Annotated in this window: 14 protein-coding genes and 2 tRNA genes; 3 read left to right on the top strand and 13 right to left on the bottom strand. The window is 65.4% G+C overall.

Going from position 1 to position 18,986, the window contains the following annotated elements:
- Positions 1-54: 54 nt before the first annotated feature.
- From BCHO_RS05240 to BCHO_RS05230, 3 genes are all read right to left on the bottom strand, one after another.
- On the bottom strand, positions 55-1,977 hold the full coding sequence (locus BCHO_RS05240; RefSeq protein WP_034256300.1) for an AMP-dependent synthetase/ligase: 1,923 nt from the start codon (positions 1,975-1,977) through the stop codon (positions 55-57).
- 42 nt (positions 1,978-2,019) lie between these two features.
- Positions 2,020-2,787 (bottom strand): Rv3235 family protein, encoded by a 768-nt coding sequence (locus BCHO_RS05235; RefSeq protein WP_024541287.1) that lies wholly within the window; start codon positions 2,785-2,787, stop codon positions 2,020-2,022.
- A gap of 629 nt (positions 2,788-3,416) precedes the next feature.
- The gene (locus tag BCHO_RS05230; protein ID WP_024541286.1) at positions 3,417-4,538 is read right to left on the bottom strand and encodes a GuaB3 family IMP dehydrogenase-related protein; all 1,122 of its coding nucleotides are present in this window, start codon (positions 4,536-4,538) and stop codon (positions 3,417-3,419) included.
- Between the two features lie 129 nt (positions 4,539-4,667).
- On the opposite strand from BCHO_RS05230, the gene BCHO_RS05225 reads away from it, so the two are divergent.
- Both BCHO_RS05225 and BCHO_RS05220 read left to right on the top strand, forming a co-directional pair.
- Positions 4,668-5,885: an NADP-dependent isocitrate dehydrogenase gene (locus BCHO_RS05225; protein ID WP_024541285.1), complete on the top strand. Its 1,218-nt coding sequence runs from the start codon at positions 4,668-4,670 to the stop codon at positions 5,883-5,885.
- A 116-nt stretch (positions 5,886-6,001) separates the two neighbouring features.
- On the top strand, positions 6,002-7,477 hold the full coding sequence (locus BCHO_RS05220) for a substrate-binding domain-containing protein (protein ID WP_024541284.1): 1,476 nt from the start codon (positions 6,002-6,004) through the stop codon (positions 7,475-7,477).
- A 2-nt stretch (positions 7,478-7,479) separates the two neighbouring features.
- Here the strand turns inward: BCHO_RS05220 and BCHO_RS05215 are convergent, their stop codons facing one another.
- From BCHO_RS05215 to BCHO_RS05205, 3 genes are all read right to left on the bottom strand, one after another.
- A complete protein-coding gene (locus BCHO_RS05215) occupies positions 7,480-8,064 on the bottom strand; it encodes a M23 family metallopeptidase (protein ID WP_081707990.1) in 585 nt (194 codons plus the stop codon).
- A gap of 227 nt (positions 8,065-8,291) precedes the next feature.
- Positions 8,292-8,678, bottom strand: coding sequence for a hypothetical protein (locus BCHO_RS05210; protein ID WP_024541282.1), 387 nt, complete (start codon positions 8,676-8,678; stop codon positions 8,292-8,294).
- Between the two features lie 71 nt (positions 8,679-8,749).
- Positions 8,750-8,823 (bottom strand) — tRNA-Pro (locus BCHO_RS05205).
- Positions 8,824-8,921: 98 nt separating this feature from the next.
- Between BCHO_RS05205 and BCHO_RS05200 the strand changes: the two genes are divergently transcribed.
- Positions 8,922-10,172, top strand: coding sequence for a hypothetical protein (locus BCHO_RS05200; protein ID WP_024541281.1), 1,251 nt, complete (start codon positions 8,922-8,924; stop codon positions 10,170-10,172).
- A gap of 101 nt (positions 10,173-10,273) precedes the next feature.
- On the opposite strand, the gene glgX is transcribed toward BCHO_RS05200, so the two are convergent.
- The 7 genes from glgX to BCHO_RS05165 all read right to left on the bottom strand — a co-directional run bounded on the left by glgX (position 10,274) and on the right by BCHO_RS05165 (position 18,872).
- Positions 10,274-12,397 carry a glycogen debranching protein GlgX gene (glgX, locus tag BCHO_RS05195; RefSeq protein WP_024541280.1) on the bottom strand — a complete coding sequence of 708 codons (2,124 nt, stop codon included), beginning with the start codon at positions 12,395-12,397 and terminating at the stop codon, positions 10,274-10,276.
- Between the two features lie 111 nt (positions 12,398-12,508).
- The gene (locus tag BCHO_RS05190; protein WP_051354909.1) at positions 12,509-13,159 is read right to left on the bottom strand and encodes an NUDIX hydrolase; all 651 of its coding nucleotides are present in this window, start codon (positions 13,157-13,159) and stop codon (positions 12,509-12,511) included.
- Positions 13,149-14,069 carry a Nif3-like dinuclear metal center hexameric protein gene (locus tag BCHO_RS05185; protein ID WP_024541278.1) on the bottom strand — a complete coding sequence of 307 codons (921 nt, stop codon included), beginning with the start codon at positions 14,067-14,069 and terminating at the stop codon, positions 13,149-13,151. Before BCHO_RS05185 ends, BCHO_RS05190 begins: the two co-directional genes overlap by 11 nt.
- A gap of 71 nt (positions 14,070-14,140) precedes the next feature.
- The gene (gene polA, locus BCHO_RS05180; RefSeq protein WP_024541277.1) at positions 14,141-16,972 is read right to left on the bottom strand and encodes a DNA polymerase I; all 2,832 of its coding nucleotides are present in this window, start codon (positions 16,970-16,972) and stop codon (positions 14,141-14,143) included.
- Positions 16,973-17,111: 139 nt separating this feature from the next.
- Entirely contained in the window at positions 17,112-17,879 is a 768-nt protein-coding gene (locus tag BCHO_RS05175) for an ANTAR domain-containing response regulator (RefSeq protein ID WP_033491347.1), read from the bottom strand.
- 125 nt (positions 17,880-18,004) lie between these two features.
- Positions 18,005-18,601, bottom strand: coding sequence for an NUDIX domain-containing protein (locus BCHO_RS05170; RefSeq protein WP_024541275.1), 597 nt, complete (start codon positions 18,599-18,601; stop codon positions 18,005-18,007).
- Between the two features lie 194 nt (positions 18,602-18,795).
- Positions 18,796-18,872, bottom strand: a tRNA-Leu gene (locus BCHO_RS05165).
- Positions 18,873-18,986 lie beyond the last annotated feature (114 nt).

Genomic DNA, 18,986 nt, shown 5'->3' with positions numbered 1-18,986 from the left:
CTGTTATATCAGTTCCTCTATTGGGGTGTTGGTTCGCCGATGCGGATGCGGCCGTCATGCCGCGTCCGCATCGTCCTTCGCATCGGCGCCGGCGTCCGGCTGCGCGTCGTCGTTCCGTTCGCGCGCGGCGTCGCCGTGCTCGTCGCGCCATTCGCCGAGGCGCTCATGGACGTTGTCGATCGCCTGGCGCACGCGCGGCGTCACGTTCTCGGATGCGGCGCGCACGCTTTCGCCGGCCTTCTTGACCGTCTCGGTCGTGCTTTCCAGGATCTGCATGCCGACGTTCGGAGTGCGCACGGCGGCCACCGGCGCGTACAGCTCCCCGTCGATGACCTCGGCGTACCGCGTGAGCACCTTGGGGCGCACGACCTTCATGCTCGCGGTCATCGTGCCGTCCTCGAGGCTGAAGTCGCGGGGCAGCACGATGAACTTGCGCACCGATTCGGCGCGCGAGACCTCAGCGTTCGCCCGGTCGACGTACTGCTGGATGAACGAGTGGACGGCGTCGCTTTCGGCGACGTCCTCCATCGGCATGCGCGGGTCGAGCCCCTGCTCGGCGAGCCACGACGGCGTCATCTCCGGGTCGAGCGTCACGAGGGCGCCGATGAACGGCCGGTTGTCGCCGACGACGACGGCGTGCGCGACGATCGGGCATTCGCAGATCGTGCCCTCCATCGGCGCCGGGGAGACGTTCTTGCCGCCGGCGGTGATGATGATGTCCTTCTTGCGTCCGGTGATGTACAGGAATCCCTCGTCGTCGATCGTGCCGAGGTCGCCGGTGTGCAGCCAGCCGCTCGGATCGAGGACCTCGTCGGTCTTGTCCGGGTTGCGGTAGTAGCCGAGGAAGACGTTCGGCCCCTTGACCTCGATCTCGCCGTCCTCGGCGGTGCGGATCGCCATGCCGGGACCGGGGCGTCCCACCGAGCCGGGGCGGTTCGCCTTCTGCCAGTTGACGACCATCGGCGCCGCGGTCTCGGTCATGCCGTAGCCCTGGATGAACGTGATGTCGTCCATGCCGTTGAAGAAATGCACGAGGTCGGTGTTGATCGGTGCGCCGCCGCATGCGAGGTAGCGCAGGTTCGGGCCCAGCGCCGAGCGGAACGACGAGGCGACGGTGCCCATGTAGAAGGAGTGCTTCATACGCATGACGGCCGACGGCCGCTTGTGCTCGACCTCCATCTTCGACCATGCGACGAAGTGCTTGAAGGCGTTCGCGAAGATGCGTCCGCGCATGCCGGTGCCGGCCTTCTGCGACGCGGCGTTGTACACCTTCTCGAAGACGCGCGGCAGGAACAGCAGCAGACGGTTCGGCTCGTAGAGCATCTCCGGCAGGATCTCGTAGCCGTTTTTGACGATGTGCGTGAAGTTGCGGTGCGACAGCATCGCGCCCTTCGGCCTGCCGGTCGAGCCCGACGTGAAGACGATCGTCAGCAGGTCGTCAGCGCGCACGCGTCCGATCGCCTCGTCGAGCTCGTCGTCATCGATCGCCTCGCCGTAGTCGATGAGTGCGTCGAGCGCGCCGTTCTTGAGGTTGAAGACGTGCTTGAGGCCCGGATGTTCGGCGGCGATGTAGTCGAGCGTATGCGTATGCGCCTCGTCGCCGAAGGCGATGAGCGGATCGACCTCCTCGACGATCGAGGCCGCCTGCTTGAGCGAATCGGTCTCGTAGATAGGCACGGACACGGCGCCGATCGCCGCGCAGGCGAAGTCGAGGACGCCCCACTCGTAGCAGGTGGCTGAATAGAGCACGACCATCGTGCCCTGCTTCGCGCCGATGGCCATGAGGCCCTTGGCGACGCTGCGCACCTGGGCGAGCATCTCCCCTGCCATCACGTCGTTCCACTGGCGCGTCCGCTCGTCCTTCCATTGGGCGATCAGGTCGCCCGGGTCGGCGATCGCGCGGTCGGACAGCAGCGAGTATACCGTGTCCTTCTGCGTGGTCACGTAGATATTGTCGAGTCCGTATTCCCTGAGCATGCCTCCCACTATAACGCACGGCCGCGCATGCGGCCGCGCGCTTCAGCCGAGGTCAATCATGTCGCACACCCAGCGCGACCCATGGCGCACGAGGCGCATGTTGCCGCAGTGGGGCGTCGCGCCGAGCGTGATGTGAATCGAGATCTCCAGCGTCTGCTCGTTGAGCATCATCGCATGCACGAGACGCGGCATGACCGGCGCGTAGCGCAGGCGCAGCGCAGGCGCGGGAAGCTGGTCCGGATTGCCTTCGAGCACCGAGCGCATCGTCTCGATGCGCCTGATGCATTCGGGCCTGACGTATTTGGCGAGCGAGCTGCCGGTCTGGCGTGCGCGCATGACCTCGACCGCCGCGCAGATGGTGCGGCAGATCTGCATCACCAGATTGCGGATGTAGGCGTCCGTGTACTCGTGCTCGAAGCACAGCTGCACATGGTAGTGCAGCGATTCGTCGCGTACCGCCAGCGGGATGTCGCCGTCGTAGGACGGCAGCGCGCGGCGTCGTGCGCCGCGCTGCATGCGATCCACGGCGCGCATGTCCTCGATGCGCGCGCGTTCGGCGCGGCGGCGGTCGCGCTCGACCGCCTCGTCGAACTCCCTGCAGCTGCGCTCGTCCATCTCCTCGTAGAACGCGGCCAGTCCCAGATCGAGGACATCCTCCTCCTCGTCGGCGTCGTCGGTCTCGTCGACAGCGTCGGCGGCGGCGAAGTCGTCATGTCGCCGGTCGTCTTCATCATGCCGGCAACCGTCTTCGTCATACCGGTAGTCGTCCTCGTCATGGTCGTCATGGCGATAGTCGTCGTTGGCGTTCATCGGGTGTTCCCTCCCCCTGTGTTGAGCCCGCCCCTCAGGGATCTTCCCCCGCGCGCCCCGCCGTGGCCGTGGCGCGCGAACCATATCCCTGATGCTGTACTTCGTTTATCATGACGGGCCCGCCTTTCCCGGAGCGGACCGTGAGGCCGGCGGGTCGTCCCGTCGAACACGAATGTAGCGTATTCCGGCGCGGAATACCAACGGTTGCAGCAACCGATGTCCATTTGTGGAAAACCTCCCCGATATCCACATCGTCAATGATTCATTGTGGATAACGGAAAACGTCCCGGACGTTAAGCCCTTAACATGTTGCTTTTCGGGCGTTTTCCGACGTCGCCGTTGAATACGTTTGCACATTGAACTATGTGACCGACAACATAAATATGGACATTTGAAGCAGATTTGCCTAATCCACATAGTGGGCAAATTGTGAGTTCGGCGATTTTCGCAAGCCCCTCACATTATGCCATACGCGGAAACTCATGTGCCGAAGCCGACCCCATCCCCATGCACGCCGGTGCCACGCATCCCATGTCCGACGATCGCGGGTCGCCGGAACGCGGAATGGGGGCCGCCGCCGCACGGCATCGTCCATGCGGCGGCGGCCCCCGTTCCCGGGGAGGCGCCGGTCAGCGTCCGGTGGGCGTCACGACGACATCGCAACGCTGGAAGTTCTTAAGATCGACGTATCCGGTCGACGCCATCGCGCGCCGCAGCGCGCCGATGAAGTTCGTCATGCCGTCGGCCATGTGGCTCGGCCCGTACAGGATCTCCTCGAGCGTGCCGACGGTGCCGACGTCGGAGCGGAAGCCGCGCGGCAGCGTCGCATGGCGCGCCTCCGCGCCCCAGTGCTTGCCGTGGCCGGGCGCCTCCTTGGCGCGTGCGAGCGGCGCACCGAGCATGCACGCGTCGGCGCCCATCGCCAGCGCGGTCACGAAGCTGCCGGAGTCGCCCATGCCGCCGTCGGCGATGACCTGCACATAGCGGCCGCCGGACTCGTCCATGTAGTCGCGGCGCGCCTCGGCCACGTCGGAGATCGCCGTCGCGAGCGGCACATGCACGCCGATCGTCTTGCGCACGGCGGAGACGGCACCGCCGCCGAACCCGACGAGGACGCCGGCGGCGCCCGCACGCATCAGATGCAGCGCCGCCGTGTAGTTCGCGGCGCCGCCGACGATGACCGGCACGTCGAGGTCGTAGATGAACTTCTTGAGGTTGAGCGGCTCGTGGTCGGTCGAGACATGCTCGGCGGAGACGGCGGTGCCGCGGATGACGAAGAGGTCGACGCCGGCCTCGAGCACCGTGGAGTAGTACTGCTGCGTGCGCTGCGGCGACAGGGCGCCGGCGACGGTCACGCCGGCGTCGCGAATCTCATGCAGCCTCGAGACGATGAGCTCCGGCTTGATCGGCTCGGCGTACGCCTGCTGCAGGTAGGCGGTGGCCTCCTGGGGGCCGAGCGCGGCGATATGCTCGAGGATCGGCTCCGGGTCGTCGTAACGGGTCCACAGGCCTTCGAGGTCGAGGACGCCGACGGTGCCGAGACGGCCGAGCTCGATCGCCGTCTTCGGGCTCGTCACCGAGTCCATCGGCGCGCCGATGACCGGGATGTCGAACTGGTAGGCGTCCACCTGCCAGGCGGTGGAGACGTCCTGCGGATCGCGTGTGCGGCGGGACGGGACGATCGCGATGTCGTCGAGACCATAGGCGATGCGGCCCTTCTTGCCGAGGCCGATTTCAATTTCCTGAGACATGGCTCCTAGGCTAATGCGCAGCTGTGACACGGGCGCGACGCGGTTTTTGGACAATCGTCCGTGGACGAAACAGTCATGCGCTATGCATGTCTATGGAAACGTTCCGATCACTCATTGGAGGAATCCCCCATGACGAAAATCAAGGTCGAAGGCACGGTCGTCGAGCTCGACGGCGACGAGATGACGCACGTCATCTGGAAGGACATCAAGGACCGTCTCATCCTGCCCTACCTCGACGTCAACCTCGACTACTATGACCTGAGCATCCAGAACCGCGACGCGACCGACGACCAAGTGACGATCGACGCCGCCGAGGCGATCAAGCGCGAGCACGTCGGCGTCAAATGCGCGACGATCACGCCCGACGAGGCGCGCGTCGAGGAGTTCGGCCTCAAGAAGATGTGGAAGTCGCCGAACGGCACGATCCGCAACATCCTCGGCGGCACGATCTTCCGCGAGCCGATCGTCATCTCGAACATCCCGCGCCTCGTGCCGGGCTGGACGAAGCCGATCGTCGTCGCCCGCCACGCCTTCGGCGACCAGTACAAGGCGACCGACTTCAAGGTCCCGGGCCCGGGAAGCCTGACGGTGACCTTCACACCGCAGGACGGCTCCGCGCCGATCGAGCATCTCGTCTTCGATTATCCGGGATCCGGCGTCGCGCAGGTGCAGTACAACCTCGACGACTCGATCCGCGGCTTCGCGCGCGCCTGCTTCAACTACGGACTGCTGCGCGGCTACCCGGTCTACCTGTCCACGAAGAACACGATCCTCAAAGCATACGACGGCGAGTTCAAGGACATCTTCGCCGAGGTGTTCGAGACCGAATACAAGGAACGCTACGAGCAGGAGGGCCTCACCTACGAGCACCGCCTCATCGACGACATGGTCGCCAGCTCCCTCAAGTGGCACGGCGGCTACGTGTGGGCCTGCAAGAACTACGACGGCGACGTGCAGTCCGACACCGTCGCACAGGGCTTCGGCTCGCTCGGCCTGATGACCTCGGTGCTGATGACCCCCGACGGCCAGACCGTCGAGGCCGAGGCCGCGCACGGCACCGTCACCCGCCACTACCGCCGCTGGCAGAAGGGCGAGAAGACGTCGACGAACCCGATCGCGTCGATCTACGCGTGGACGGGCGGCCTCAAGCACCGCGCGAAGCTCGACGGCACGCCCGAGGTCGCCGACTTCGCCGAGAAGCTCGAGCAGACGATCATCGCGACCGTCGAGGGCGGCCAGATGACGAAGGACCTCGCGCTGCTCATCGGCCCCGATCATCCGTGGCTCGACACCGAAGGCTTCATGGACGCGCTCGACGAGAACCTGAACAAGGCGCTGCGCGGCTGATCCCATACGCCCCCGATGCCTCCCTCCCGCAACCGGGGAGGGAGGCATCATGCGTCTTGCCGACTTCCTCGGGTACAATCGTTCCCGTCCCATTCCCCACAAGAAAGCGGTACGGCATGCCCCTCACGGGTCCTTCCATTCTGCGGCGCTGCATGGCGATGGCGCTGTGCTGCGGCCTGACGATTCCACTGGCCGCCTGCTCGCGATCAGCGACCGACGCGCCGCCGTCGTCGGCGCCGAGCGCAACGGCCGGGACGGTGGCGATGTTCGTGCCGACCGACAGCTTCACGATCTCACAGAACGTGCCGCTCAACACCTGGAACCGTCTCGTCGACGCCACGTCGGACGCGCTCGCGGACCGCGGATTCGACGACGGCGACGTCACGACGCACGCCGACGCCGACCTCGACAAGCAGAGCCGCAGCATCGAGGACTACGTCCATGAGCACATCGAAGGCAACGACGGCGGCCGCACGCTCGTCGTCGCGCCGGCGGTGCGCACCGCCGAATCGACGAAGTACTACGGCGACTATGCGACGCAGACGCTCGACGCGGCGAGGGGCGACGGCGCGAAGGCCGACGAGGCGCTTCGGCGCACCGCCGACGCGCTCAACCGGGCGAAGAAGGCCGGGGCGCACGTCGTCGTCCTGTCGACGCGCATCCCCGGCTTTACGCCCGACGCCTTCGTGTCGATCTGCGACGCCGAGCAGATCGGCCGCATGCAGGCGCAGCAGCTCGTCAACAAGCTCGAACTCGACAAGACGAGCAAGGACAACCCCAAGCGCATCGAGATCATGCTGCCCTTCGACGGCGAGGCGGCGCACCCGGGCGACGAGCAGCGGTTCGCGCGCGATGCGTTCAAAGGCGTGTGGAGCGTGCTCGGTACCTACTTCCGCTCCGGCGTCGTCGTCAGCCCGTCGCTCAAGCTGTCCGCCTCGTCGACGGCGGACGACTGGCGCGACGTGGCCTTCGAGGCGCGCAGAAGCGACGACGCCGCCGCCGAGATCCAGTCACGTCTGCACACGAACGTCAAGGGCGCCTTCACGCCGATCGACGGCGTCGTCTCGATGAACGACTTCGTCGCCGACGGCGTCATCAAGGGGCTGACGGCCATGGGCTACGTCGGCACGGCCGCCGACATCAACCCGTCGATCACGATCGGCGACGTCCTCGGCAACATCGCAGGCCGACGCGACGTGCAGCGCGGCAAGGTGCCGGAGCCGACATCGGCGCCGAGCGGCGGCGCCGACAAATCCGACGACGGCGGCAGGGGGGACGGCGGACCCGCGCCGGTGACGTCGAACCGCTGGCCGATCGTCACCGGATACGGCTCGTATGTGAGCAACATCCCGAACATCGTCGCCGGCAAGCAGTGGATGACCGGCCTCGCCGACCGCAACGGCAACGCCGCGGGCATCGCCGAGATCTGCCGCGCGCTCGACCGGCGCGACGCGCAGGCGGTGCTGGGGCATTTCAACACCGTCGACGGCGTGCCGACGATGGCGCTGCCGCTCGTCGCGGTGAGCGCCGGCAACCTCAAGACGACGCTCATCGACCCCGGCTACATCTCGCTCGCCGACGCCGACCTGTAGCGTCATTCGACAAGCACGACGCGCTGCGGGCGCAACCACCGTTCGGGGTCGACGTACCGGCGTCCCGTCGTGCGCACGCCCCAATGCACGCATGCGCCGTCGCAGTGGTCGCTCGACCCGGACACGGTGCCGAACGGACGTCCGCGGTGCACCTCCGTGCCGACGGCCAGCGCCGTGACCGCCGGCTCGAAGGTGAGCGTCCATGCGCCGTGCGCGATGCTCACGACCGATTTGCCGCCCACCTTTCCGGCGAAGCTGACCGTGCCGTCCGCCGGAGCGACGAGCGTCGTGCCCTCGTCGGCCTCGATGTCGACGCCTCGGTGGCCGGCGAGCCACACCTGCGCCGGACCGTCGAAACGCGCCATGATGGCCCCTCCCCTGACCGGCAGCACCATCGACGGCTCGCAGCCTCCCTCGGCGTAGACGCAGTCGCCCGTGCGCACGCCGAGGGCGACCATCGTCGTTGCGGCGACGACCAGCGTCGACGCCGCAACGAGCGCATTGAGCCGCCGGCGTCCGCGCATCGCCTCGAGGCGCCTTCTGCGCCGGACCCGGCGTGCGCGTGCCTGCTCATCATGATGTCCCATATGACTCCTCCTTCGGATGGTGGAACAACGTCGTCGTTCCACTATCCGACGTCATGGGCGCGCATGTCCACTGCGACGGGGACATGTGTACGGACGGTCCCGAACACGGCGTGTCGCGGCCGAAACGGACCAATCGATGTGGACAGCCGTCGCATATGCAACAAAAAATCGTCGACGGGGAATCGGAAACGGATCAGCAATCGGCAAAAGCGGCCGCCGGAGGACGGTCAGTCGAGCGAATCGAGGACGTCGTCGATGAGCGTGCGCCTCGGCGTGCGCCCTTCGTCGAGGTCACGCAGCCGCGGAAAGCGCCGCAGCGCGTTCGTCGGACTCGCCCCCGCCGCGCGCGACACGTTCGACTTGCTCACACCGTGGCCGACCGCGCGTTCGGCGAGACGGTCGACGAGCGAATCGCACACCTGCCGCAGCCGCTCCGCGACCCACAGCTGGGCGAGCTCTGGCGACATGCCGTAGTCCTCGACGAGTTCCGCCGACGATTCCTGCACCGCCGCCCACAGCACCATGAACGGCTTGCGGTAGTAGGAGATCTGCTCATGCCGCGACTCCTCGGCGAGCTGCTCGAGCGCATGACGGTCATCGGCGTTCGCGCTCATACGCCCCTCCTGTCCGAATACGGAACTATCGCAAAAGAACCACCCGTGAAGGGTGGCTCCGAGTATCTCCGTCGGGCTGACAGGATTTGAACCTGCGACATTCTGCTCCCAAAGCAGACGCGCTACCAAACTGCGCCACAGCCCGTCATGCCAAGGCACCCGCCTTCAGGCACAAGAAGAAATAATACCATGACTTGCGGCCACCTCGTTACAATGTGGAGTGTCGTACCGGAAAGGGAAACCATGAAACGTCATCAGAGGGCCGAATCAGCCGGCTTAATCTCGTTCTTTTGCTGCGCGGTGGCCGGCGGCCTCGCGATCATGGCCTATCTGCGATGGGCGCCCGCCATCTGGCAGCTGTCCCAACGTCGATTCATGGCCGCCGCCGCACTCGTCGCCGCCTGCGGCGTCATCTCGTTCGTCACCGGATACACGCATCGCATCAGGACGCTCAACGAACACGTCATGTGGGCGGTCCATCTGCGCCGCGCCTTCGAGATCGTCGCACTGTCCTTCGTCTACGCGGTCACGCTGTTCTTGACGAGCTACACGTTGTTCTGGGTGCTCAACTCGATGATGGGCAAGGCGATCTTTGAAATGTACCTGCCGGCGCTCACCGCGACCTTCGCCGGCGTCTGCGGCTATCTCACCTTCGTGCAGGCCGAGCTGATGAACGCGAAGACGCTCGCCTCGCTGCTGCCGTTCTTCGTCGTCGCCGGCGTCGGCACCGCCTGCTCGACGACGAACGACCCCCACTGGTTCCGCAACAACTTCTCCGAACTCGGCGACCGCACGACCTTCGCCGCAAGCATGTTCAACATCACGCTCGTCTTCGGCGGCCTGTCGATCATCATCATCACCTACTTCGCGATCTCCGAACTCATCGCCACCTACCAGGTCGTCCGCCCCAACGGCTCCATCGGCATCCGCAACCCGCAGGTCTCCTACCACATCCCCCGCTTCAAGGTACGCATCACATTGCTGTCGATCCTGCTGACGCTCTCCGGCATCGCGTTCATCGGCATCGGCACCTTCCGCTACACGCCGCACCCGATCCTGCACAATGTGTTCGCCCGCGGCATGCCCTGCGTCATGTTCGCCCTGCTCATCGCGCTCCCATGGCTCGCCCCGCAGCTCAGCCGCGCGTTCTTCGTCATCTCCGACATCGCAATCCTCGTCTGCGTCATCGCCGGCGTCTCATGGCTGCAGGGCGAGAACACGCTCACGAACGTCGAGGCGCTTGCGGCGATGCTGTTCCTCGGATGGTTCATCGGCTTTTCGCGGCAGATTGCGGCGATCGAGGCGGACCGCATCCAGCAGCAGCTCATCGCGCACGACGTCGTCAACACCGACAAGCTCGACAACCTGATCAGCGACGAGGAGAGCTCCGGATTCAACACCGTCCTGACCGACACCAATTCGCCGGTGCTCGCCGCGCAGGTCGACACGAACGAGCAGCGTCAGCAGGTCGCGTCGCAGCTCGCCCGCAACTGACGGCGACGGCATATGGAGGGCCCCGATGTCCGATACGGACATCGGGGCCCTCCATATCCCTCATGCGCGGTCGCGTCGCCGGCGCGCATGAGGACGACGCGCTAGCCGAAGATGGCGTCGCCGTCATCCTTGTCGTCGCTCATGAGCAGCAGGAAGCTGCGCGACTGCGCGGTGATCGCGAAGCCGGCCTCGTAGTTGAGTTCCGGCCCGTCCGGATTGTGCGTGTCGACGACGAGCTTCCATTTGCGCCCGTACTGTTCGTCCGGCAGCGTGAACATGATCGGCTCGTAGTGGGCGTTGAAGATGAGGATGAAGTCGTTGTCGACGATCTTGTTGCCGTACCAGTCGGTCTCCGGGATGTCGCCGCCGTTGAGGAACACCATGATGGACAGCGCGTGCGCGTTATGCCACGCCTCGAGGTCCATGATCGTGCCGTTGTGGTCAAACCATTCGACCTGCGGCAGTGCGCCGGCCGGCATGTCCGCCTCGCGGCCGGTGAAGAAGCGGCGCCGGTGCAGCACCGGATGCTCGAGGCGCAGATGGATGAGCTTCGAGACGAAGCCGAGCATGTCGCGCTGGTAGTCCTTGAGGTTCCAATGCGTCCACGAGATCTCGTTGTCTTGGCAGTAGCCGTTGTTGTTGCCCAGCTGCGTGCGGCAGACCTCGTCGCCGCCGCAGATCATCGGGATGCCTTGGCTGAACAGCAGCGTCGAGAACATGTTGCGCATCTGGCGGTGGCGCAGCTCGTTGATGTCGCGGATTGTCGTGGGCCCCTCGACGCCGCAGTTCCACGAGCGGTTGTTGTTCTCGCCGTCGCGGTTGCCCTCGCCGTTCGCCTCGTTGTGCTTGTTGTTGTAGCTGACGAGGTCGTTCATCGTGAAGCCGTCGTGCGCCGTCACGAAGTTGATCGACGCCACCGGCTTGCGGCCGTTGTGCTGGTAGAGGTCGGAGCTGCCCATGATGCGGCTGGCGAACTCGGGCAGCGTCGCCGGCTGCGACCTCCAGAAATCACGCACGCAGTCGCGGTAGCGGCCGTTCCATTCCGACCAGTTCGGCGGGAAGCCGCCGACCTGGTAGCCGCCGGAGCCCAGATCCCACGGCTCGGCGATGAGCTTGACCTGGGAGATGACCGGATCCTGCTCGACGATGTCGAAAAACGCCGACAGCTTGTCGACCTCCTGGAACTGCCTGGCGAGCGTCGCCGCCAGATCGAAGCGGAATCCGTCGACGTGCATCTCCTGCACCCAGTAGCGCAGCGAGTCGGTGATGAGCTGCAGCGTGTGCGGGGAGCGCATCAGCAGCGAGTTGCCTGTGCCGGTCGTGTCGAAGTAGTGCAGGTTGTCGTTGTCGACGAGACGGTAGTAGGACAGGTTGTCGATGCCTTTGAAGCTCAGCGTCGGGCCCTTGTCGTTGCCTTCGGCGGTGTGGTTGTAGACGACGTCGAGGATGACCTCGATGCCGGCGGCGTGGAACGCCTTGACCATCGAGCGGAACTCGTTGACCTGCTCGCCGCGCTGCCCTTGGCTCGAGTAGGCGTTGTGCGGCGCGAAGAAGCCGATCGTGTTGTACCCCCAGTAGTTGCCCAGCCCCTTCTCCTGCAGGAACGGGTCGTTGATGAACTGGTGGATCGGCATCAGCTCGATCGCCGTGACGCCGAGCTTCTTGAGGTAGTCGATGACGACGGGGTGCGCCAGTCCGGCGTAGGTGCCGCGGATCTCCGGCGGCACGTTCTTGTTGAGGTTCGTCATGCCGCGCACATGCGCCTCGTAGATGACCGAGTCCGAATACGAGATGTTCGGGCGCTGGTCGTTGTCCCAGTCGAAGAACGGGTTGATGACGACCGACTTCATCGTGTGCCCCGCCGAGTCGAGGTCGTTCATGTCGTCCGGGTTGTCGGCGTCGTTGAACCAGTAGGAGTAGAGGCTCTCATCGCCGTCGATGTTGCCTTCGGTCGCCTTCGCGTAGGGGTCGAGCAGCAGCTTGTTCGGATTGCACCACTCGCCGTTGTGCGGATTGTACGGCCCGTAGACGCGGTAGCCGTAGCGTTGGCCGGGCTGGATGCCGGGGATGTAGATATGCCATACGAACGAGTTCTGCTCGGTCAGCTCGACGCGGGTCTCGTTGTCCTGCTCGTCGAACAGACACAGTTCCACCTTCTCGGCCATCCTTGAGAACAGTGCGAAATTGACTCCCGCTCCATCGTAGCTTGCTCCGAGCGGGTACATGGATCCAGGTCTTGTCTGCATGCTTTCAGTATGGCACATCCACGCCATGCCTTCGTGAGTTTCGTCCATCGGATAGTGTCGAGGCCGCGCATAGGCGGCCTCGCGTCCGCGTCATGCACCCAGGCGGCGAATCCGCTCGTGCTGTATCGCGATGATCGAGTTCGACGCCGTGATCGGCAGCGTCAGCAGCGTCGGCCAGTCGACCCATGCCGATTCGACGTGCTCGTCGGCGTCGAATCGACACTCCCCCTGACCCCATCCATGCAGATGGAGCACGGCGATGTGCGCAAGCTCGTCCGTCATGCCCTCCGACGAGTAATAGGATCCGGCGGGATCGACGTCGACATCATCGGGGATGACGCCGGTCTCCTCGCGCAATTCGCGCAGCATCGCCTGCCGCGGGTCCTCGCCGGCGTCGATGAGTCCCGCCGGCAGCCCGATCGTCGTGATGTTCGATCCGGCACGGTATTCGCGTTCGACGAGATAGCGGTCGGTGCGCATGTCGTGCACGAGCATGACGACACACGGCGCGTGCACGACGACCTGCCTGTGGATGAGCGTCTCGCCGCCGCCGTTGCGCGTCAGCGCCACCGTGCGGTCCTCGACGCTGAAGATCGCGCCGTGGTACTTCGTCTCGCTGGCCACGATGCGCGCCGGCACATCCATGTCGATGCCGTCGGAGGTGGCGTCGAACAGCGGCGCGAGCCGCGCGCCGAGCACCTTCCCCTCCCGTTCGTCCGTCCGTCCGTGTTCAGCGGCCATCGACGTCCCCCCTCGAGAAGTTCGCGCCCAGCGACAGGTTCCACGGGTCGGTGTTCGTGCGGTTCCAGCGCACCTGCGGGCGCGATCCGGTCGCGAGCTCGACGGCGTTCGGCACGTCCTCGAGCGCGTAGGAGAACCACAGCGATTCGATGGCGCTGTGCGGCGTGTTGATGAGCGCGGGGCGCATATGGCCGTCGCCGTGCCCGAGCGGAACGCCGTCCTCGCGCATCGCCGCCTCGTACAGGCTCTGCTGCAATTCGTCGGTCGCCGGATGGTGGCGCAGGTCGCTCGTGACGTAGACGTCGACGCCGAGCGCGTTCACCTCGTTGAACATCGAGTCGCCCGAGCCGGGCAGCACGCCGACGGTGCGCACCGGCGCGTCGAGGTCGCCGGCGACCTGGATTCCGTAGCGCGTGGCCGGCAGCGCCTGCGCGACATGGTCGGCGAAGGCGCGCAGCGTCATCGGCTCCGGCAGCCTGCCGACTCGGCCGAGGCCGACGGCGTGCGGCGTGCTCGCGTCGTCGATCGGCACCATCGGCACCTGGTCGACGAGGCCGAAGGCGTCGGCCGCCGCCATGCCGACGCCGCGCCAGGCGGCGTCGGCATTCGTGTGGCCGACCCACAGCGCGCAGTGCCCGCGGTAGAGCGTCGAGACGATCTCGCCGCGGAACGTACGGCCGGAGACCTCGTGCACGGCGCGGAAGAACAGCGGATGGTGGCAGACGAGCAGCTGCGCGCCGTTTTCGACGGCGTCGCGGACGACGTCCATCGTCGGATCGGCCGCGAACACGATTGAGTCGGCCGGATCGGTGAGGTCACCGACGATGAGCCCGGGATGGTCCCATGATTCCGCATATCGCAGTGGATACAGTGTCTCGAGCACGTCGACGGTTTGCTTGAGGCTTGTCATGAAGCTTCCTTTTCGTAAGTTACTGATTACTTTGCAGTGTGAAAGGCCCCACCGAAACGGGAGGCCTTGGGTCAGTGGGCGGCGCGCTGCCAGTCGGTGCCGACGCCGGTGGAGACGTCGAGCGGTACCGCGAGGTCGACGGCATGCTCCATCGCGTCCTTGACGAGCGCGATCACCTCGTCGACCTCGCCGGCGGCGAGCTCGACGACGAGTTCGTCGTGGATCTGCAGCACGATGCGGCTTGCGAGCTTCGCGTCGCGCAGCGCACGGTCGGCGCGGATCATCGCGATCTTCATGATGTCGGCGGCCGACCCCTGGATCGGCGCGTTGAGCGCGCCGCGTTCGGCGGCGTCGCGGCGCTGCCGGTTCGGCGAGTTGAGGTCCGGGAAGTAGCGGCGGCGCCCGAAGATCGTCTCGGTGTAGCCGGTGCGCCGCGCGTCGGCCACAAGCGATTCGAGATAGTCGTGCACCTTGCCGAAGGTCTCGAAGTACTGGTCGCGCAGCTTCGTCGCCTCGCCGTTCGAGATGCCGAGCTGCTTCGACAGACCGTAGGTGCTCAGTCCGTAGGCCAGGCCGTAGCTCATCGCCTTGACGCGGCTGCGTTCGTCCGGCGTGACCTCGTCGACCGGGATGCCGAAGACGAGGCTGGCGACGTAGCGGTGGAAGTCGGCGCCCGAGCGGAAGGCCTCGATGAGCGCCTCGTCGCCGGACAGGTCGGCCATGATGCGCAGCTCGACCTGCGAGTAGTCGGCGCTGAGCAGGTCGACGAAGCCCTCCCCCGGCACGAAGCCGGAACGGATCTCGCGGCCGTCGGCGTTGCGGTTCGGGATGTTCTGCAGATTCGGGTCTACCGAGCTCAACCGTCCGGTCGCCGTGACCGTCTGCGTGAAGGTCGTGTGGATGCGTCCGTCCTTCGGGTTGATCGCGTCGATGAGCGTCTCGACGATCTGCTTGAGCTTGTTCGTCTCGCGGTGCCGCAGCAGCGCGCCGAGGAACTCGTTCGCCTTCGACCCCTCCTCGCTTGTCGCGTACAGCGTCTGCAACGCGGCGGCGTTCGTCGTGTACGCGCCCTTCTTCGTCTTCTTCGTCGGCTTCAGCCCCATCTCCTCGAACAGGACGACGCCGAGCTGCTTGGGGCTCTGCAGGTTGATGCTGCGGCCGGCGGCGCTTTCGGCGATGGCCTCCATCTGCGCCGATTCGTCGGCGAACTGCGTGTGCAGCTCGTCGAGGCGGGCGCGGTCGACGCTTGCGCCGGTGCGCTCCATATGGAACAGGACGCGTGAGGTCGGCAGTTCGATGTCGCGCAGCAGCGGGTATTGCTCGCGGCGTTCAAGTTCGGGTGCGAGTCTGCGTGCGAGCGCGGCGACGACGGCTGCATGGTCGATGCAGCGTTGTGCGGGGTCGTCGTCCTGGTCGTCGTTGTCTTCGAATCCGAGGGTGCCTTGTTTGGGTGTGTCGTCGTGGTCGTCGAGGTGGATGTCGAGGAAGTGGGCGGCGCATTCCTCGAGGCTGCCTCCTTGGAAGTCGGGGTCGATGAGGTAGCCGGCGAGGTTGGTGTCGAACAGGACGGTGGGGCAGGTCAGGTCGGCTGCGGCGAGCATGTGGAGGTGTTCCTTGTATCCGTGGACGCTGAGGCTGTCTGCGTGGGTGTCGAGCAGGGTGCGCAGTGTGTCGTGGTAGCGCGGGTCGGCCGGGTCGAAGGCGACGGCGTGTGCGCCGGCGATGATGGCGGCCATGTGCGCGCTGGCGTGGCCGGGTTTGGCGTCGCCGTCGATGTAGAGCGTCCATGAGCGGCGTACGGCGTCGGCGCATTGGGTGCTTTGGTGGTCGTATTCGGCGGTGATGTCGAGGGTGGGGTCGGGTCGCTCTTCGGTGGGATCGGCTGGAGGGCAGTATTGTTCGATCCACATCGTCAGGGATGCGGTGTCGGTGAGGGCGTCGACGAGTGGTTCGATGATGGTGGGGATTGCGGGGGCCGGTGTCGGGGTGTCGTCGGGTGCGGTGTTGAAGGTGGTGAGCAGTTTGGTGCGGGTGCGTTCGCCGAACTGCAGTTCGTTGAAGAGTCGTTCGGTGAGGTCGGCGTCGACGCGGCCGTAGTCGAGGTCGTCGATCGTCACGCCGAGGTCGAGGTCGCGTACGAGTGCGTTGACGCGTCGGTTGAGGCGGACCTGATCGATGTTGTCGCGTAGCGCCTCGCCTTTTTTGCCGCCGATTTCGTCGGCGTGTTCGATGATGGCGTCGAGGCTGCCGTATTGGTTGATCCACTTGGCGGCGAAGCCGTCGCCGACGCCGGGTACGCCGGGGATGTTGTCCGAGGTTTCGCCACGCAGTGCGGCGAGGTCGGGGTATTGCCCCGGCGTCACGTGGTATTTGGCTTCGACGGCGGCGGGATCCATGTGTTTGAGGTCTTTGAAGTGGTAGCCCGGGTAGAGGACGGTCACGTCGTCGTCGATGAGTTGGAAGGAGTCGCGGTCGCCGGACAGAACGAGGACACGGCAGCCGTCGTGTTCGCCCATCGTCGCGAGTGTGGCGATGACGTCGTCGCCTTCGTATCCGGGTTTTTCGATCCAACGTACGCCGAGTGCGGTCAGTGCCTGCTGGATGAGCGGCAGCTGGGTGAGCAGTTCTTCGGGGGCCGCTTCGCGGGTGCCTTTGTATTGGGTGAGCAGTTCGTTGCGGAAGGTGCCGCCCTTGACGTCGAAGGCGATGCCGATGTGGTCGGGCTTCTCGGTTTCGATGACCTGGGAGAGCATCGTCAGGAAGCCGTATACGGCGTTCGTGGCCTGCCCGTCCTTCGTGCTGAAGTTGTCGACTGGCAGCGCGTAGAACGCGCGGAAGGCGAGCGAGTGGCCGTCGACGACGAGCAGCGTCGGGTGTGTCTGTGGTGTTGCTGAGTGGTCCATGGGTGTCCGATCGTGCTGGGGTTGGATGAATTTTCCGTGAAGAGTGTGTCCGGACGCGGTTATGACGTCCGAAACGACGTCGCGGGTGCACGATCCCGATGCGGGATCGCGCACCCGCGATCTGTCCGTAGGCGTGCGATCAGTCGTTGTCCTGATCGTCCTCGCCGTATTTCTCGATGATGGCCTGGGCGAGGCGCTTCTTTGGGATGCGCTGGTCCATCGACGTCTTCTGGATCCAGCGGAACGCGCCCTGTTCGGTGAAGTTCGCCTTGTCCATGAGTAGGCCCTTCGCACGGTCGACGAGCTTGCGTTCCTCAAGCGTGTCCTGCGCCTTCTTGAGCTGCTCCTCGGTGTCCTTGAGCTTCTCCTGCGTGTCCTTGAGTTCGCTTTCGTTGCGTTCGACGCTGTCGAGCAGCTCGTTGATTTCGGCGAAGCGGCCCATCGCCACGGCGAGCGCCGGCAGCAGCTTCGACTCCTCATACGGTTTGGTCACGTAGGCCATCGCGCCCGCGCCGATCGCCTGCTCGACGAGGTCGATCTGCGAGAACGCGGTGAGCATGACGACCGGTGCGATGTTCTCGTCGCAGATGACGCCTGCGGCCGTGATGCCGTCCATATGCGGCATCTTGACGTCCATGCATACGACGTCGGGCTTGAACTTGCGCGTCAGCTCGATGGCCTCCTCGCCGTTGGCAGCCTGGCCGACGACGTCGTAGCCGTTGTCCTCGAGCATCGCGACGAGGTCCATGCGGTTGACCGATTCGTCTTCGGCGACGACGACGGTCGGCTTGCGCTTCTCCGTCTTCTTCTCCTCGTCCTGTTCGGCCTCGCTCGCCGCGTCGCCGTCGGCGGCGAGCGTGTCGAGCTCCTCCTCGGTGAGGACCTCTTCTTCGTGTTCCTTGTCCATATCCTGTACAGTCATCCGTCCCATGTCTCTTTCGCTCGGCGCCGAAGAAGACGGCGCGCAGTGGTCCTTATGCAGTATAGCGCAGGTCGTGGCACGTCCGGGGCGGCACGATCCGCGCGGTGGGGTCAGTCCTGGACCATATGGTTCGGCGACTCGTAGACGCGTTGGATCGCGATGATCGACTTCGCGTCCAGGATCGTGCCGTTGACCACCATCTTGTACGCCTCCTCGGGCGTGAAGTAGCGCACCGACGAGCGCAGCTCCTCGGGCGCGTCCTGCGGCGACGCCGGCGTGAGTCCGGATGCGAAGAACAGCGCGGTGTACTGCGTCGAGTAGCTCGGCGTGTTGATGAACCGGCAGAACTGCGTCAGATGGGAGGCCGTGTAGCCGACCTCCTCGATGAGCTTGCGGCGCGCCACGTCCGTCGGCCGCTCCGCCGCCTTGATCGCATGGCCCGCCGGGATCTCCAGCGTCCAGCGGTGCACGGCGACGCGGTACTGCTCGATGAGCGGGATCAGGCCGTCGTCGGTCAGGCCTATGACGCCGACCGAGTCGCCGTTGTTCTTGTGCAGGATGTAGCGGTCGAAATGGCCGATGTCGCGCGAATCATAGGACACCTGGTCCACTGTGAAATAATGGCCGCCCATCACGGTCTTGCGCGACTCCTCGACGACGGGCGCCGCCCGCCACGGATCGAATCGGCGATACGTCTCCTTGCCCATGGGATGCTCCTTTCGGGAACGACGAACACACTGCTGCCATTGTATACGGCCGGAGCCACGCGGCTTGGCGCACAGACGAAAACACGCGATGGACCCACGTGCAGCCGCCAAAACGTGTCCAAATCGGCATGTGTCCGGAAAACGGCGAAGACCGGCAATCGTTGGGATTTCAACGGTTGCCGGTCTTCAGGCCTTGGTGCCCCCGGTGGGACTCGAACCCACACTGTACAGATTTTGAGGCTGTCTCCTCTACCGATTGGGATACAGGGGCGTCGTCAGGCGACAAAGCCCAACTATACCATAGCGGCCGATCCGTGCGACACGCGGATATACGGTGGGGCCGTCCGGGATATGATGTCCCGGACGGCCCCTGTGAGGACGCGGC

It is taken from the genome of Bifidobacterium choerinum (assembly GCF_000741135.1).
Lineage (GTDB): Bacteria > Actinomycetota > Actinomycetes > Actinomycetales > Bifidobacteriaceae > Bifidobacterium > Bifidobacterium choerinum.
The sequence above is the reverse complement of the archived record's forward strand: the minus strand, read 5'-3'. Positions and strand labels throughout refer to the sequence as shown.

Bases quoted from the DNA above. Each gene is read 5' to 3' on its own strand.
- BCHO_RS05240 (WP_034256300.1), bottom strand. From the start codon at position 1,977: ATGCTCAGGGAATACGGACTCGACAATATCTACGTGACCACGCAGAAG.
- BCHO_RS05235 (WP_024541287.1), bottom strand. From the start codon at position 2,787: ATGAACGCCAACGACGACTATCGCCATGACGACCATGACGAGGACGAC.
- BCHO_RS05230 (WP_024541286.1), bottom strand. From the start codon at position 4,538: ATGTCTCAGGAAATTGAAATCGGCCTCGGCAAGAAGGGCCGCATCGCC.
- BCHO_RS05225 (WP_024541285.1), top strand. From the start codon at position 4,668: ATGACGAAAATCAAGGTCGAAGGCACGGTCGTCGAGCTCGACGGCGAC.
- BCHO_RS05220 (WP_024541284.1), top strand. From the start codon at position 6,002: ATGCCCCTCACGGGTCCTTCCATTCTGCGGCGCTGCATGGCGATGGCG.
- BCHO_RS05215 (WP_081707990.1), bottom strand. From the start codon at position 8,064: ATGGGACATCATGATGAGCAGGCACGCGCACGCCGGGTCCGGCGCAGA.
- BCHO_RS05210 (WP_024541282.1), bottom strand. From the start codon at position 8,678: ATGAGCGCGAACGCCGATGACCGTCATGCGCTCGAGCAGCTCGCCGAG.
- BCHO_RS05200 (WP_024541281.1), top strand. From the start codon at position 8,922: ATGAAACGTCATCAGAGGGCCGAATCAGCCGGCTTAATCTCGTTCTTT.
- glgX (WP_024541280.1), bottom strand. From the start codon at position 12,397: ATGTACCCGCTCGGAGCAAGCTACGATGGAGCGGGAGTCAATTTCGCA.
- BCHO_RS05190 (WP_051354909.1), bottom strand. From the start codon at position 13,159: ATGGCCGCTGAACACGGACGGACGGACGAACGGGAGGGGAAGGTGCTC.
- BCHO_RS05185 (WP_024541278.1), bottom strand. From the start codon at position 14,069: ATGACAAGCCTCAAGCAAACCGTCGACGTGCTCGAGACACTGTATCCA.
- polA (WP_024541277.1), bottom strand. From the start codon at position 16,972: ATGGACCACTCAGCAACACCACAGACACACCCGACGCTGCTCGTCGTC.
- BCHO_RS05175 (WP_033491347.1), bottom strand. From the start codon at position 17,879: ATGGACAAGGAACACGAAGAAGAGGTCCTCACCGAGGAGGAGCTCGAC.
- BCHO_RS05170 (WP_024541275.1), bottom strand. From the start codon at position 18,601: ATGGGCAAGGAGACGTATCGCCGATTCGATCCGTGGCGGGCGGCGCCC.